The organism is Vogesella aquatica (assembly GCF_028548455.1).
Lineage (GTDB): Bacteria > Pseudomonadota > Gammaproteobacteria > Burkholderiales > Chromobacteriaceae > Vogesella > Vogesella aquatica.
The window spans coordinates 1-16,295 of record NZ_JAQQLF010000023.1 but is presented as its reverse complement, the minus strand read 5'-3'; the positions used below and the strand labels follow the sequence as shown (position 1 = coordinate 16,295).

General features: G+C 53.6%; 9 protein-coding genes. 5 read left to right on the top strand and 4 right to left on the bottom strand.

Annotated elements, in window-relative coordinates:
- Positions 1–89 precede the first annotated feature (89 nt).
- The 4 genes from PQU95_RS15595 to PQU95_RS15580 form a co-directional block, all read right to left on the bottom strand.
- Positions 90–1,445 (bottom strand): hypothetical protein, encoded by a 1,356-nt coding sequence (locus PQU95_RS15595; protein ID WP_272752870.1) that lies wholly within the window; start codon positions 1,443–1,445, stop codon positions 90–92.
- Positions 1,442–7,504 carry an AAA domain-containing protein gene (locus PQU95_RS15590; protein WP_272752869.1) on the bottom strand — a complete coding sequence of 2,021 codons (6,063 nt, stop codon included), beginning with the start codon at positions 7,502–7,504 and terminating at the stop codon, positions 1,442–1,444. The genes PQU95_RS15595 and PQU95_RS15590 overlap by 4 nt, the downstream gene beginning before the upstream one ends.
- A gap of 218 nt (positions 7,505–7,722) precedes the next feature.
- Entirely contained in the window at positions 7,723–8,364 is a 642-nt protein-coding gene (locus PQU95_RS15585) for a 4Fe-4S single cluster domain-containing protein (RefSeq protein ID WP_272752868.1), read from the bottom strand.
- A gap of 1 nt (position 8,365) precedes the next feature.
- Entirely contained in the window at positions 8,366–10,186 is a 1,821-nt protein-coding gene (locus PQU95_RS15580) for an AAA family ATPase (protein ID WP_272752867.1), read from the bottom strand.
- 713 nt (positions 10,187–10,899) lie between these two features.
- Here PQU95_RS15580 and PQU95_RS15575 point away from each other — a divergent pair.
- The 5 genes from PQU95_RS15575 (at position 10,900) to PQU95_RS15555 (ending at position 16,191) form a co-directional block, all read left to right on the top strand.
- Positions 10,900–11,355, top strand: coding sequence for a helix-turn-helix domain-containing protein (locus tag PQU95_RS15575; protein ID WP_272752866.1), 456 nt, complete (start codon positions 10,900–10,902; stop codon positions 11,353–11,355).
- Between the two features lie 685 nt (positions 11,356–12,040).
- A complete protein-coding gene (locus PQU95_RS15570) occupies positions 12,041–12,682 on the top strand; it encodes a TnsA endonuclease N-terminal domain-containing protein (protein ID WP_272752865.1) in 642 nt (213 codons plus the stop codon).
- Positions 12,679–14,634: a TnsB C-terminal domain-containing protein gene (locus tag PQU95_RS15565; RefSeq protein WP_272752864.1), complete on the top strand. Its 1,956-nt coding sequence runs from the start codon at positions 12,679–12,681 to the stop codon at positions 14,632–14,634. The genes PQU95_RS15570 and PQU95_RS15565 overlap by 4 nt, the downstream gene beginning before the upstream one ends.
- Positions 14,627–15,562: a TniB family NTP-binding protein gene (locus PQU95_RS15560; protein WP_272752863.1), complete on the top strand. Its 936-nt coding sequence runs from the start codon at positions 14,627–14,629 to the stop codon at positions 15,560–15,562. Before PQU95_RS15565 ends, PQU95_RS15560 begins: the two co-directional genes overlap by 8 nt.
- Positions 15,559–16,191: a TniQ family protein gene (locus PQU95_RS15555; protein ID WP_272752862.1), complete on the top strand. Its 633-nt coding sequence runs from the start codon at positions 15,559–15,561 to the stop codon at positions 16,189–16,191. Before PQU95_RS15560 ends, PQU95_RS15555 begins: the two co-directional genes overlap by 4 nt.
- Positions 16,192–16,295 lie beyond the last annotated feature (104 nt).

Here is a 16,295-nt window from a genome sequence, read left to right as displayed (position 1 = left end):
CCCCTGTTTGCTAGATAGCTAGATGGCTGCGACCGCTACACAGACATTAACCAACAACCAACAACCAACACCGGACAGAATATTCGCGCTCATCTGTTTAATTGAGTGCGCCCCACTCCTTTTTCTTCATACCCGTCCTCCACTGTAGAAACTATCTTGAGTGGTGCTGAACCAACAGGGAGAGCCCGCTCAAGATTGAGTCCCCCGCCACTTTCTGCTAAATCCGACTGTAGTTTGGAAAACTCCCCGCACCAGATCGTTTCCACATCACGGTCGCGACTAGTGTCCCGATTTGCTGAGAAGGCTACAGCCCGAACTTGCAGTCGTTCACCTTCGGTGTTGCCACCAATCTCGACGCCGTACCCAGGGAGCGAAGGCTTCTGCAGCACAATGCGTCCCTGCTCTGCCCAAGCTCCGGCCATACCTTCGTGGACCGAATAACCCAGTTTCGCGAGTCCTTCTAGAAGCACTCGCCTGCGTGCCGCAGCAGCAGCTACCTTGAGTGCGTCAGTAAGTGTGTCTTTTGCTGCTTTTATCTGGTATCGCAATGCTGTTATATCGCGTGCGGCCAGCGTCGCTTCGATCTGAGCGCCCATTTCCCGACAGGCCTGCTCCTCGCGCCCGGAAAGTTCGACTACAAGCCCCCTAGCCTCCTCGATGAGCATCATCTCCGCCTTAGCCTCGCTCACCGCCGTCGTGAGATCGAGCACTAGGCTGTCGAGCTGCAGGTTGCGACTTGGGATGACTGCAACTTCCTCGACCGCTTCCAGCCTTTTGGAAAACACCGCTGCAGCGGGTAGCAACCCGGCGAGTTCGAGCTCTGCTAACTGTCGGTAGATACGATGGATACGAGAGTCGCGCGGTGCCGCATTCGCGGCTTTCCAAGCGTCAAAAGTGGTCACCTCGCCCGGTTCATTAAGTCGCGCTGCAAGTGCACGTTGGACGTCGGTGAGCATCACCTCATTTTTCTCTGGGGTGAGCGCTCGCAACGCCTCGGAAAGGCACACCTCCATATCGGTAACCTCCCCTTGTCCACTACGCACCGCTTCGAGCCGGGCAAGAAGCGACTCATTCTCGTTCCGCCCTTTTTCCTTGAGGGCCTTGATGAGCACCACCGCGTTTTCTCGTAAACGCAGTCGGTTGACCTTTCTCTCGGCCGCGGCTTGGATTGTCTCCTCTAGCAAGCGCTCGGTCTCGGACTTCAGATACGCCACTTCGCTCGCTACTTGTTGCCCCAGCTCTATAAACTTGTCGTCGGCTAGCAACATCTGGAACTTGGTCCGGTGTGCAGTGGTTTTCGCAATCGTTGCGTCTACCTCAACACCTGCCATTGCTACCGCCCGTTGCCATGCCTCGATACAGCGGTCAAGTTCCGCTAGTTGTCGCTGGCCTATGGCGATGCGTTCCTCCCGCGTGACGATACGAACAACCTTCGGGCCACTCATTGGACAACCTCCATCTGTAATGCCTTTTCGATCGCCTGCTGCAGGCGCAAACGCTCCGCATCACCACTGCCATACCATGCCTGCGAGGAAACACGGTGAATCATGGGCACAGCGCGGCGCAGTACGTTAGGGCGCCACACCTCCCGGGCCCGGGCACGGCCGAGCAGGTCATGGCGCGGCGCATCGCACTCAATGCCGATAGCAAACAACCCCGTCTGTGGATGCTCCACCGCAAAGTCGAGACCAAACACATCATTCTCGATGCTCTCACTCACGGTAAAACCTAGCGAGCGAACATAAGCTGAAACTGCCTCGGTAAAACCGTCGCCTACCCTCTCAGCTGTATGCCCGCGGCCACCGTCGCGGCTAACAGTCCAACGCTGTAGCAGCGATCGTGAGAGGCCGAGTTGCCCTGTTGAAACGGCGCGAGCATAGGCCATGTATCCCTGCAGGTAGTCACGCGGAGTAGCAGGTGGGCGATGAGTCGAGAGCAAATCGGAGATGTCGTCGATCGGCATCGAGGTGACCATTACAACCTTCTGCCGAGAGCGGGTCACCGCGACATTGAGGCGGCGCTCTCCGCCTTTCTGGCCGAGTACGCCGAAGCTGCGTAGGAAGGAGCCTTGGCGATTGCGGCCGAAGGTTGAAGAAAACACAATCACATCGCGTTCATCGCCCTGTACGTTTTCCACGTTCTTGACGAATACGCCCATGTCTTCGCCATCTTCGACCCGCTCGCTTTCTAATCGGTATGCTTCGCGGAACACCTCATCCAGTTCTGCACGCGCCTCCAAGCGCTCTTCGATCAGATCCGCCTGCTTGCGGTTAAATGTCACCACACCGACTGAAGGTCTTACATCCCGCGGTTTACGCCAGATATCGGAGAGAATGTCGACCACACGTTCTGCTTCGTCGAAATTGGTCTGCTCGTGGTAAGTGCCCCCCACTTCGACCAGTTCGATTGGTTTCACCGCCTGCACGGTCGACTCGGGATGACGTACCGGTACGTGCAGGTGGTTGCCATAGAAGGCGGAATTCGAATAGCCGATCAACTCGCGATAGGCCGATCGGTAGTGAATTGCAAGGCGGGAAGCGGGCAGGCTCCCGCGCGCGAGCTGTAACAGGTCCGGGCAGTCCTTAATCTCACGCCGGTTCCAGGTTTCATCAAACGCCTCCTGCTCTTCTTCACTAGCATCTTCATCTGGTTCCACCCCATCGAAGATCTGCCCTTCATCACTTTCGACGCGACCCGAGAAAAATGCAGTAGGCGGCATCTGTTTTTCGTCGCCGCTGACCACGCACACGCTCGCACGAAACAGCGACGGCAACGCGTACTCCACAGGCATCTGAGACGCCTCATCATAGATCACTGTATCAAAAAGCTGTGCTTTAAGAGGCAGTACCCGGCTTGCCACATCTGGGTTCATTAACCAGACTGGGCGCAGTTTCATGAGCCCCAGGCTAGCGCCGCGATCGATGAATTCACGCAGTCGCCGAGCTCGTTGACCGGTGAGCCGCGTGATGTCCTCCCACTCTCGCAGCGGCCGGATCTGCGCGAGGTCATAATCCTCTCGCAGGAGCTGCCTGTTAAGCTCACGCATCTCGCGGTCAAGCTGAGCAAGCGTAGCTACTTTGCTTTCAAGATCTTCTCGGTCATGTTCGAGATCCGGGGACGCCTGCTCCATTGCGCGTTTCCAACCTAGACGGGCTTCGCGGTTGAGGATACGGCGTACCTCTCCTTCGAGCTCCGTTGGATGGATGAGTCGCAGCTGCTCCTCTTTGCCGCGCAGCACCGCAAAGGCGGCCAGTTCCTGCTCAGTGAGCCGCTCGGCACGGCCCCGAAATTGCTGGTACGCAGCGAGCGTCGGGAGCACCGCCTCGATCGGAGAGATCCTGGCTTGGTTGGGCTCGTTGGCATCAATCGCGCTCCCACAGCTGGCAAACCATTCGGGCATGGCCCACCCTTCTAGTCGGGCGAGCGCTTGCCGGCTTGCTGTCCTAGCTGCGTGTCGGGCAAACGCTGCGTCGTACTCGGCAAAATGTGTAAGGAAGGCCGAGTGCGTCGCACTTTTGGCGACGGCATCCACCTGATCGGGCCAAGGGGCTTTGGCGAGTAACGCGGCAAGCTCGGCGACTTGTTGCAATAACTCATAGCTTGCTGACGCATCCTTGAGCAACGTCGGTCCCGCATCGGAAGCAATCGCTGGCAGTTGCAGTGCTTGGTGCAACTCCGCAAGCGACTTACGCAGCGGACGCCACTGCCTTTCAAGTTCCAGCACGCGTTTCAGACGCGCAACGTGAGGTGCATCTGGGGCTGCGCCCTGCTCGACAAGGAAGGCATTCACCTGACGCCGGCGCAAGTGCCGTTTGAGGTTCAGATGGTCGAGCCAGCGCATTGGCGTGCAGGCTTCTAGCGTATATGCATAGAGGGTGTCTAGTGCGGAGGGCTCGAGAGCGCTGGCCGCAATCGACAGTTTCTCTGTGAAATCTGCCTCGTTACAGGCGGTGAGCGTCTCGCGCAAAGTCGCAAGCTGCTTGAGGTAATCAAGTCCCTTGGGGGTCTCGCTCGGAGTACCCCGAAATAGTGGTAGCCATTTGGCGAGCAACACACGTATCGCATCAGGCAGAGCAAGGAATTTATCCCCGTAGGTCGTGAGCCAAGCACGGTGAGGTGTAGGGTCGTCGACCTCGAAAGGCGCAGGTCGAGTAAGCAGCACATCGGCACGCGTCACTTCCGACAATCGAAATGCGTCGAATGCCTCATGGAAGTCAGCAAGCGTGGCCGGATCAGGGGTAAACGCCTGCAAAACGGAGAGCGCACTTCCTTCGTAGCACGCTGGCAGCCAGTACCGCGCGAGTGGCGCGCACGCCTCTTCCAGCGCTGCAAGTGCCCCAGTAGTGAGGCGACTCAGAAGCAGGCGTAGCGCCGGAACATCAATCGGTCCAGCGCGTGATTCAAGAAAGATCAGCTCGCCCAACAGAGCCCTGTAGCTGATGCCAACTTTCTCATCGATTTTGTGTAGGGCCTCGTGGTGGCGGTCTAGCGTGCCTTCGAGAGCCTCAATGCGGGCTGCAATCTCCTCACGCTTGCGTCGAATCGGTGCAGCACCATCATGGGAACGTCTCACCAGCTCCTCAATCTGCTCGCGTACGGCCCGAATTACAGCGTTTCGATCACGGTTCACATCATTCACCATGATGATGCGATTGCCGAGGCCTTCGGCCACCAGACGCTTGTAGACCACCTCTAGCGCAGCATGCTTCTGGCAGACTATGAGCATGCTACGATGACGTCCGATTGCATCTCCCACCATATTGACGATGGTCTGGCTCTTGCCGGTGCCAGGGGGACCCTCGATAAGTCGTCCGGGCACGTCCCGTGCGAATAGCACCGCCTCCTCCTGAGAGGGGTCGCTGTGTACGGTAAAATAGCGGTCGATCTCACGCACTGGCATTGCAGGCTGTGCAATGTCATTCGTCGTGCTATTGAGCCTCAGTGCGGTTTCGAGCCCCGTGCCATTCGGTCTTAGCTGTTGCAGATTACGTAAATCCTCGCCGATCGCCTGACCTATGAAGGTAAGGTGAAACAGTACCGCACTAGACGCAAGGGCTGACGACTGTGGCGTAAGTTCAGTCTTGGCTCCAGGCAAAGACTCCAAGGTGCGCAATCTGGGTACGGCGAGTGCTCCAAGTGCATCCATCACATCAGCGGCACGCAATGCCGACCGCCCGAGCAGCTCATCCACCGCTTGTCGCCACTGCTTCGCCTGTTCGGCACCAACCAAGCCTTCCAGTGCGGGGTTGAGACGCACCTCTTCGCGGTCATTATCGAAGGCAAGTGATACGACACCTCGCGTACCCACCTCCACTTGCATACGAACTGGCCATAAGAGTAACGGAGCAATGCGCGTGCGGGAGGTCGAGCGTGCGTCACGGAAAAGCAGGAACGGGAAACCGAGATAGAGGCCGTCGATGCCAGTGTCGCGCTTATAGAGAGCAGTCTGCCGGTGCAAGCTCTGAAGACGTTGTTCGACCGTGCTTGCAGGGTTGATGAGCCATGCCGGATCGAGTGCCAAGGCTCGCTCATTTCGTAGCAACAGGTGATCGAGCAGCGCCGCCGGATCAAGCCGCGGGGTTCCAAGCTCAGACAGGTCGATGCGCGGAGTGGTCTTACCTATTGTCATCCGCACCAACGGCCCACGCATCACCGAGGCAGTGATCTTCTTTTCGAAGAAACCAAGGATCTGAGAAAGGTACTGCTGCTTTTGTGGCTCCTGCCAGTTTTCAGACGGTACCGATATCAGCACTAGCGCCTGTGCAAGCGGCAGCCGTCGTTCAAGCCGGAAACGGTCGCCCCAGCCATCAACTGTCTCAATTCCGCAGCGCGCAAAACCCTCGATACGCTCGGCCACCATCTGCAGCACTTCGCCGCGCGGCCAGTGGGTCATCTCGCTAACCAACTCACGCTTGAAGGAGTGGACGCCAACCTCATTAGCAAGCTGCTGTGCTTCATCAACGATAGCTTCACACGAGCGGAAAAGGCTGATGGTGGCACTGAGCACCACGATGAGATCCTCTTCGCTCACGGTGCGGCGTTCCATCAAGCTTAAAAGACCATGGTGATGACTGTCAGGAAACAACCGGCGTCGCTCTTCCCATTCGGCAGCGAGTTTCGCGCGCGAAGTGCCAAGTAAGTTAATTCTCAGCAAGTCCTCATCAAGTTCGATCCCGAGGTTCTGTGCACGGTCTCGTACCGCCGTTTCGCGTGCCTTGAGCCTGATGAGCCAGCGCTCGGTGCCAAGGCGCTCCAGTAGGTCTGGCACCGCCCCACTGATGAGCTCATAACCTTCAAGAGGATGGTCGAGCAGCCACTTCGGCGTGACGATGTCTCCCTCGAAAATGAGTGGCATGTCAGCGTTGAGGATCTTGAGTGCGAGCATCAGCCGGAACCCTTCATCCAGTCCCTCATGACTACTGATCTGGCGCAGGTTGGCAAGGGTCTGTGCCGATAGTGCTGCCTCCTGAGCCCAGCTGGTGATCACACCACGCAGCAACTGCTCGCGCGCCTCGCCCCAGTTCACTGCTTCAGCGGCTGCGAGTGCGTAGCTTGCAGCCGTCCAGTAAGAAACGCCCGCGAGCACGATTGCCGGGCCTTGGGCGCCCGCAGCCATGTCGCCTGCACGTGGTGGCGCCTCAGGCGACTGGCCATCGAGCCACTGCTGAACCTGTCCCCATTGCCAGCGCTGGTGCCGGTCGCGCGCAAGCAGTCCGCGCAGAAGCAGTTCAACCTCGGGGGCGAGACCATCAGGAATGGGTACACCGTTGGCAAGCACGTGGATTAGGAAGGCATGCTGATTAATCCCTTCGAAGCAGGCTCCGCCGGTGATCTGCTCGAGCAAGATCATGCCAAGGCTCCACCAGTCAGAAGCGGCCGCTACGCCTCCCGCGATCGCCTCCGGGGCCATGTAGGGAGTGATCTCGAGTGGAGAGACAATATCGAGGTCGAATTCAGACAGTCGCGCCGAACCGAATCCACCGATAACAAGGTCGAGGGGATCACGATTGCGTACCAGCAAGGTGCTCGGGCGCAGGTCACGGTGCCGCAACCCAACCTCGTTGAATGCGTTGAGCGCCTTACCAAGCTCGTAGACGATACGGCGAATGCCCGCCGAGTCGTGGGCAACGATGCCAAGATCGGCAAGCGTTCCGCCGGTGAGCTCTTCGGCTACTTCGTAGGCGCGGTCGTTCCAGCGTCCCGTCGCGTAGATATCCGGAACATGATCGAGGGCTAGTCGACGGATTGCTTCATAGACTTCAGGGTCGGGCTCAGCACCATGGTGATAGAGCGTGAGTACCGCGCGACGATCACCCTCCTCCTCTTCTGCGAGGAACCGGTCTCTGAAGCCTGTACTAGAGCTGATTTGACGTAAAAGTCGCCACCCGTTGATAACGGTTTCTTCCGCCGACGCTTGCGGGACGTCTACTACTGCAGCGGGGACAGCAGCGAAAACAGCTGGATCTGCTCCACAGGTGAGGCAAATCAGGTCATCAACGGCCATGGAATGACCATTGAGGCAGACTTGGGACTCACCAGATGCCGGCGCCGTTGGTTTCTCTGGGGTAGCTTCTTCAGAGGTTACTACCACTGCTGGGCGCCAACCCAGCGGACGCACCGGCACCTCAATCAGGTTCCAATCACAGCGGTGGCCGTCTACAGTTCCTTCGCAGAACAGTTCGGTGAGCTGACGTTCAGTATGGCAATTTGGGCAGAAACGAATCATGGTGCGGTACGGGGAAGTTCAGTGGTGGTGGCGCGGTGCCCCTCGGCTATGAGCCAGGCTTGTAGCACCTGCAAATCTCCTGGTCGCGGAATGCCAGCGAGCCATGCCGTGCCATCTTTGTCTATAAGGAGATCGAGCTGCCGGTCTTCAGGCGTGAGCGAACGCTCATAACTAGCAAAGCGTGCTGCGCCGCGTGCAGTTAGCAGGTTGAGACGCTGGTTGTCACTGCCGCGCAGCGGCTTGGTCTGTTGGGTGTGTTGCTCAAAAGGGTCGGAGACTAGCGCGTCAATGAGGCCATCCCAACTATGCATCATCTGAAGAGCTTGCTCGGCACTGTAGCCGGTGAAAACGAGCACGTCTTTATCGAAAGTCGAGAGGGAGGACAGAAGTGCATGCAGCGCCGAAGGCTGGTCGAACGGCTCCCCCCCGGAGATCGTTATCCCATCGCACTCAGTAAGCCACTGCGTGATCGATCTCACCAGCTGCTCCACAGTGGTCTCAGCCGGCTTTGCTCGCCAAGTATCGACCGAGATGCAACCTGGACAACGGATCGAGCAGCCCTGAAACCAGATGCCGACGCGCCGTCCAGGCCCAAGGGTGGTCACTGGGTAATGCACCCGAGATAAGGCGATCTCCATCCTAAACAGCCACTAAGGTCAAGGTGCCCGCCTCAAGAGCGTTCACGTGCAGGTTTGTACCCGGCTGTACGTCCTGGTCAAAAAGCGCCCTGGCGACAGGCTTCACCAGATGTGCTTCGACCTGATTGCGTATGCCACGCCCACCGTTTGCAAGATTCTTCAGGCACAGCGCATGGAGAGCGGCCCTCGCCCCATCGCTGAGTGAGATCGTGTAGCCTTGGGACTGGAGGTCGGTAAGCACCCCATTCACCATTTGATCAAAGATCTGCTCGGCCACGTCCTCTCGGATGAAATCGAATACGACCAGGTTCTCGCCTATTCGGTTGAGGATCTCGGGCCGGTTGAGCTCTTCCTTGAAGTACCGGGAGATTTCAGAAAGCAGTTGCGCCTGCACTGCTTCATAGGAATCGGACGCCGAAACGTTCTGCACCCGCCGTCCCACCTCATCAGTACGGTAGATCCCGAGGTTGGACGTAAAGATTATCAAGGCTTCCGAGAAATACACCCGGTGACCACGCCCCGAGGTGAGCACCCCATCGTCAAGAATCTGCAGGAACTTATCGAGGATGCGTGGATGGGCTTTTTCAATTTCATCGAACAGCACCACGCTAAACGGCTTTTCACGAATGGCGTTGGTGAGCTCCCCACCGGCGTCATAGCCTACATACCCCGGAGGAGCGCCAATGAGACGTTGGTCGGCATGCTCCGCACTGAATTCAGACATATCGAATCGGATGTATGCACTCTCATCTCCGAAGAGTAGATGGGTGATCGTTTTCGCCAGCTCAGTCTTGCCTACCCCGGTAGGCCCTGCAAAGAAGGCTACACCACGCGGTCGATTGCCATTACGGTTATTACCCACCCCTGTCATCGCCCGTTTGACGATGTCGAGCATGTGTGTGACAGCCTGCTTCTGTCCTTTCACTCGCTCATGTACAAACGTCTCAGCCTTGCGAATCTTGTTACGATCTATGCGCTGCCACGGGTCTTCAGTAACGCCTACCTTGTAGCGTCGAACCGCATCTGACATCTGTGAAATTGGAACACCCTCGACCTTTGCAAGAACAGCAATTGCGCTCAGATCAAGGAGCAGCATGCCTTCGGTGCCCTCAACAAATGCGTTGATGGCGTTTTGATAAACCTCGGGCAATAAATCGGTAGCGGCAAGTGGCCGCAGTAATGCAGGAGCGAGAGCACGTCGGGAAAGCTGATCGGGCTTCGGTATTGGTATCGAACGAATCCGAGGGTTATTCACCAGTAGCCAGTCAGGTAGATCACCCTCTTTTTCGACGATCCAGATGACAGTATTGAAGTATGGTCGCCTCTGTGACCCTGCAGGCCGGCCACGAACCTGATGGGACAGGAGCAACGCACGTGTAAACAGCTGGTGCTCGGCTGCGCTGAGATCTGGCGAGCGGACAGTTAGGCGAGAGGCAAAATCGACGATCAGGGCTATTGGCTCGCCCTGTCTATGCACGAGGCGTTCAAGGGTCTCGGAGAATAGATCCAGCGCGGCTGCTGCTTGACCATTGTTGGGGGTTAGGCCCAACTCTCGCAGCAAATTATCACCAGTGGAGGCATCCTCGCCCATACTCGGGATTGCCCTAAAGCCCCCGATCGGCTCGTAGAGAACGACTCCTTCATAGCCTGCTTCGCGAAGAGTATGCGCAAGCACATCATTGAGCGGCTGTGGCACCACCATTCCAGCAGCCACTTCATTTGCCTGCAGGTCACGAACATTACCTGATAAAGCAAATTGACTTTTGAGTGGCAGGAATCGCTGCAGATCGCGCAACCAACGCGGCTGTTCGTAAGATGACACGCCTTCCCTTCCCTAATCGAGTCGGTTACACATATGTGGACTTTTTATGCCGACTGAACCTAGATCAAAGCATTCTATATGAATATGTCGAAGCCGTTAAGCCACCTACATGCAGAGATCATCTAATTATGTAGTCAGGGCACTTGTGCAGCCTTCTCACGGTGCACTCCCCGTCCATAGCTGCACCCATAATCTGGAGATGCGCCGGCGAGATGGTCATGATCGATCACATCAATACTGGATTAAACCTGACTGAGTTGGCTGGTTAGTACCTTAGTAGCGTGCCCACTGAGCGCTGCATCCCTAAGTTTTCCGGAATTTATGGCTAGATTGCCCTCGACAGGAAAACGCTCTCCGCTAACTGCGGCCGTGCCACCCTCCCCTCCGTAAGAGCAATGCTCGCTCGCGATCATCCGCTGGATACCATTTAGCTGTTGCACAAAAGCAACCCATTCATTTGACATCACCCAAGACCACCCCCCTTCCCATCAGACGTTGTGCATAAAGAAAAATACTTTTTTTCTTTACATTCTGGATGAGAAGCACCGGAAAATGATGTTTTTCATCACTGAATTGGGCATCTTTTATTCTAACGAATAAATAAAAAAACAAGATTCGATGTCGTTTTTGAATAAAAAATAAAGCATAAAAATCTATCCTTTTAGACAGGTTTTTATGCTTTATTTTTTTAAGCCAAGGGAATTTAGCGTTGCATGCTTTTTCCTATTGCACTCACTGCAAAAAGTGAGATTAACTTACGACCTCATACTGGGATATTTGATATGTCACCACTTGCAACCCTGCTTAGAGAAATTCGTGTTGGACTTGGCCTGTCACAAGTCAACTTCGCTAGTGCGCTTAGTCTCAAAGGACCTTACATTAGTGAAGTGGAAACAGGCAAACGGTATGCCCCTCTTTTAGAGAACATCGCACCCAACTTAGAAAACCTAGGTATGACAGGAACGCAGGTAAAGCGTCTTTACACTGCGGAGAGGATGTCGCCAAGACAGGTGAAAATTCCCCCAACAGCATCACAAGAGGTTTTTATCTGTGCAGCCACCTTGCAAGAGTACATGGACTGGCTTGAACAAGATGATTTTATCAAGTTGACCGCATTCCTTCACAGCCTAGCCAGTAAGCGAAGCCAACAGGAAGCACCTAACAACTAAAGCATTCTGAAAATCAAAAGAAAGGAACAACTATGTAGATAGACTATTAATCGCTGTTCATAACCATTGATCACGAGTACGGAAAAGCCAAAAGCCCCGCTGGTTTTGCAGAACCATTGCGCGGAGCTTTTTGGGGCTAACAAGATTACCTATCTGTCAGCTTCATTTTGGCCAATCCTCACGGGATAGTCAAGAGCTTTTTCGCTCGGGACGGTCCCGGCTCATTTTCGCATTTACCACTGTGTGGTTTACGCAAAGGATTAGCCATGTCTAAAATTTATCGCTATCAACCGCTGCATCCGCGCATGCAGGTAGCGTCGTCACCTCGCATCTCTTCACATCATTCCCTCCGCCCGAGCAAACAGTGGTTGCTAAGAATTTATCCTGAAAAATGCACTTGCGAAAAATTCTCTGCACCACCCCCGTCAAGCATCCTGAATGGGGAAAATTTTCGATCATGCTTTCTCGCAAGTTGTGCATCCATCGACACGCGTAGACACAAATCCGTCTTTGCTCAGTTAAATAGACATAGACCTAAGCTATGCAGTGAACTTCAATTGCCGTTGCAATTCGAAAGTAAGCCACTGTTATTTCCGATATTGGCCGCAAAAAAATCCATCTACACAAATATCAGCGCTGCGAGGTCCACACCCGTCAGCGGTCGTACCAATGTGGAGGTGAAGAAATGCTAACTCCATCTGTACGAAAAATTCACAACAAGAACAGTCGAAAAGTCATTTCGCTAGTCTACGTGCCACAAGTGGATAGTCATGTCGCTTGCGAGAGCCAACTAGAGCATCGATGGCTTCTGCAATTGACGAGCAATCCCGCCATTGCGAAGATTACTAGCCAACCAATGAAGGTTGACTATTTGCTTGATGGAGAATGGCGTACTTACACGCCCGACTTTCTTGTTATCTGGAAAGATGAGAAGAGAATTCCAACCGTTTATGAAGTAAAGCCATCCATTCAGGTAAAAAAGTATCTAGAAAAATTCCAAGCAATCAAGCAGGAGCTCGCCAAAAAAGGCTATGAATTTGTTGTGGTCAGCGAAGATGTCATTAACACACAGCCATTGAATAAAAATATTAAAAAACTAAAGCATTATTCAAGCTGCTTTGTCGATCTAAGCCAGCGTTTGGCCATTTATGGTGCCATCCCAAAGGGAAGCATTCCGATAGAGCAGCTCTGCAGCCAATTTTCAGACAGAAATGCCACCCTATGTGCAGTCTTTAAACTGCTGTGGGATGGTGATCTGGCTTTTAACTCCGATGAAATACTCACGCTACAGAGTCTAGTTTGGATTGGTCAAGGAGGTCTGCGATGAGCTTACAGCTACGCGAAGGCCTAAACGTACAGTTTCAAGGCTACCCATATCGAGTACTGGATATCCAACAAGGGCGCTCTGTTACCTTAATGGATAAGTGCAATGCCTACACGAAAGAGATGACATTTGATGAGGCTGACCACTACTTTTCTCTGGGAAAACTGAAGGTTGTTGAAGATGATGGCTACATTTTTCGGGATGACAATCTACCGCCCATACCATCAGCGCTACCTGAACACCTGCGCCATTCTGTACAGCGGCGGCTGCAATACGTTACAGCCATTCTTGCACAAACTGCGAAAACCTCATGTTCAAGGACTCTGCTCCCTATCGCACAGATCGTGGCCCAGGCGATAGGTGACAAGAAAATACCTAGCAGCCCAACGCTGTACCGTTGGTGCCGTGATTATCAGAATAGCGGCGAAGACATCATGTCACTGGCCCCCCGCACACAAAACTGCGGCAGGCGCCACGGGCAAATACACCCCGAGGTAATTGATCTCTTCTACTCGGTGCTTGATAGGTGCTACCTAACCATACATCGCAACAGTAAAAAGCATGTTCACCAGAAGCTAATTGATGAAATCTACTTAGAAAACAAAAAACGCCCCAAAGAAGAGTGGCTTAGTTTCCTGAGTTATGGCGGTTTCTGCAAGCTACTCAAAAGAGTTTTGGACCCTTTCATTGAGATGGCTAGGCGCTATAGCGAGCGCTATGCAAGACGCTATTTCAGGACCCGAGATCGGGGACCCGCGGCATTCTTTCCACTTGAGCGAGTGGAAATTGATCACACCATTCTTGATGTAATCATCATTCACCCAATTACAAAAAAAATCTTGGGTAGGCCGACTGTAACCGTAGCCATCGACAGGCGGACCCGAATGGTGTGTGCCATCTATATTGATTTGGCGCCACCCTCATCAGTGGCCGCCATGTTATGCATAAAACAGGCAGTTTCTAGCAAAGCCGAGTTATTGCAGCAATATGGCCTAGCGACTGAGCATTGTTGGCCAGTTGAAGGACGAATTGCGGGTATCTGGATGGACAACGGTCCAGAGTTTCATAGCCACGTTCATAAGCAATTATGCAAAGACTTGAAGATGGAACTTCAGTACTGCCCACCTGGTATGCCTTGGTACAAGGCAGTTGTAGAGCGATTCATTGGAACACTTAATACTCGGCTAATCCATCGCCTACCTGGTACAACTTGGTCTAACCCAGAAATGCGAGCCAGCTACCCTTCCGAAAAGCTTGCCTGCATCACACTAGAGGAGTTACGGCAGCTGGTTTTTAAATGGGTAGTTGTTGACTATCACAATACTCGCCATTCAGAACTAGGCGAGACCCCGCTACAGTGCTGGGATAGGTTAACTGCAAGTCATCCTATTCCTGCTCTCTGCGACGGCTCTAAGTTGGAAACACAGTTCAGCCTCACCTTTCATCGCCGGATTAGCAATGGCCGAATTTCAACTAAAGGACTAATTTATCATCATCCTCACTTGATTCATTTGCGTGAATGCATGCCAAGTAACACGAAATTCATGTTACGCATCGATCCCGAAGATGTACGTCAAGCTTATATTTACGATCCCATTAACAAAGCACTAATGAAAGTTGATTGCATCTCCATTGATACGGATCAAGAGCTATCTTGGCGCGATTACTTATCCATGCGAAAAGATCAGCAATCTGACAATGATACTGATGATGTTACTCAGGAAAAAATCAGAAGTGACAAAGCTGCTTTGAATGATGAAATTTTCCAGCTTCAGGCGCGTGCTGATCAACAGCTTCGGGCATTAAAAGGTAAAAAGCCATCAAATGGCCACAAAGCAACTGACACGAAACATGCAGCCATTCCTATCAATGTTAATGCGACAGTGGTGGATGATCTCGATTCCGAAGACTGGGAAGTTGAAGTAGATACTTTGCGAGGCGATAAAAATGTTTGATGACAAAAAATACGACAGCATTCGGGCGATGCTGGCAAAAATTGACCAAATCCGTGTTAAGACACCAACGTTTAATTTTGTATTAAACAACATGACCAGGTGTTTCAGTGAGTCGCGTGACCGGATGGAGCCTTTGTGCATGATTGTGACAGGTGAGTCGGGCGTTGGCAAAAGTACATTAATTCGTGCCATTCTTGATTTGCATAAGCCTGCCGAGCATGAGGAATTCACAGAGAAACCAATCATTGTTGCCTCTGTACCACTTCCTTCGACCATAAAAGCGCTATACAGCGAGCTGCTGATGGCACTTGGTGCAGGCTTCCCTGATCGCGGCTCTATCGAAGAAAAGCGTATCAAACTGCTGGAGCTATTACGTCGCTGTAAAACCCGCTTGATTATCTTGGATGAATTTCAGCATTTGGTCGAGCGGGGAACGCGTCCACGCATTGAGGCTGTTGCCGATGCGATCAAGACACTGATCAATCAAAGTGGTATCCCCATCATCTTGGTGGGCATCCCCTCTGCCCTATCCGTGCTGGAGTACAGCACGCAGCTTGCCGGAAGATTTCCGCTTCGGGCACATATCCCGCCATTTGATTGGCTGAATCGCCCACAGGAATTCGTCAAGCTTCTTTCTTATTACGAAAAGGCCTTACCGTTCGACATGCCGAGTGGCCTTGCTGATGACTGGAACCCTGCTCGCATCTATCTGGCAACCGGTGGCTACTTCCGTCTGTTCACCTCACTGATTCGGGAGGCAGCGCGCACTGCGCTCATGCAAGACAGCCCACGGATCGAGGTTGAGCATTTAGCGACAAGTTTTGACACTGTATTGCGGGACGCTCGTCGCTTGCGCGGTAATCCTTTCCGGATGGATAACCGCGAAATAGAACAATGGGTCTCAACTATGCAGGGGGCAAAAGCATGAATACGCCTCATACCGAACTTCGGTTATTAGCTCGTCCGAAACCTGACCAGGCAGAGCATCTTGCTGGTTACCTACTTCGCCTTACGGACGTGAATTGTTTGCGGCACTCACAGGAGTTATGTCAGTTGCTGTATCCAGAAGCAGATACGACAGCACGCGCTTCACTGATACCGCAAGTCGGTATTTACGACCTCTACCAACTGGCAAACCATACCGGACAACCGATTGAACAGCTGGAGAAGCTCACACGTCCACTGGATGTGCGAGTCGGTCGCATTCGGCAGTTTGAATACCAAGGCAAGCACTGGCCTCTCTCCATGATCCGCTACAAGTACCGTGCATGGTGCCCCCAGTGCTTAAAAACAAAAGGCAGGCAACTGTCTTCGTGGGACTGGCATATCACCACCTATTGCCCAGAGCATCAGGTACTGCTTCTCGAGTACTGCCCTGCATGCAGCAAGCGAGTTTCGTGGCGGCATAGCTCGCTGCACCGCTGTGCCTGCGGTGCTGAGCTCGCGCGAGCAGCAAGTACATCGGCCACAGCCGCCATCGATGGCTTCAACTTTGAAGCACTCCCTCTCGATATGCAGCATCGGTACATGGCACTTGCCTACTTGTCGCATCCCTGACGATCATATAAGCAATCGGCTACTCAAACTGAACACAGCACGAGAAGTCATGGGTATCCTGCTACAACTCTCCCGAGCACCCAATCCATGATCGTCAAACTACA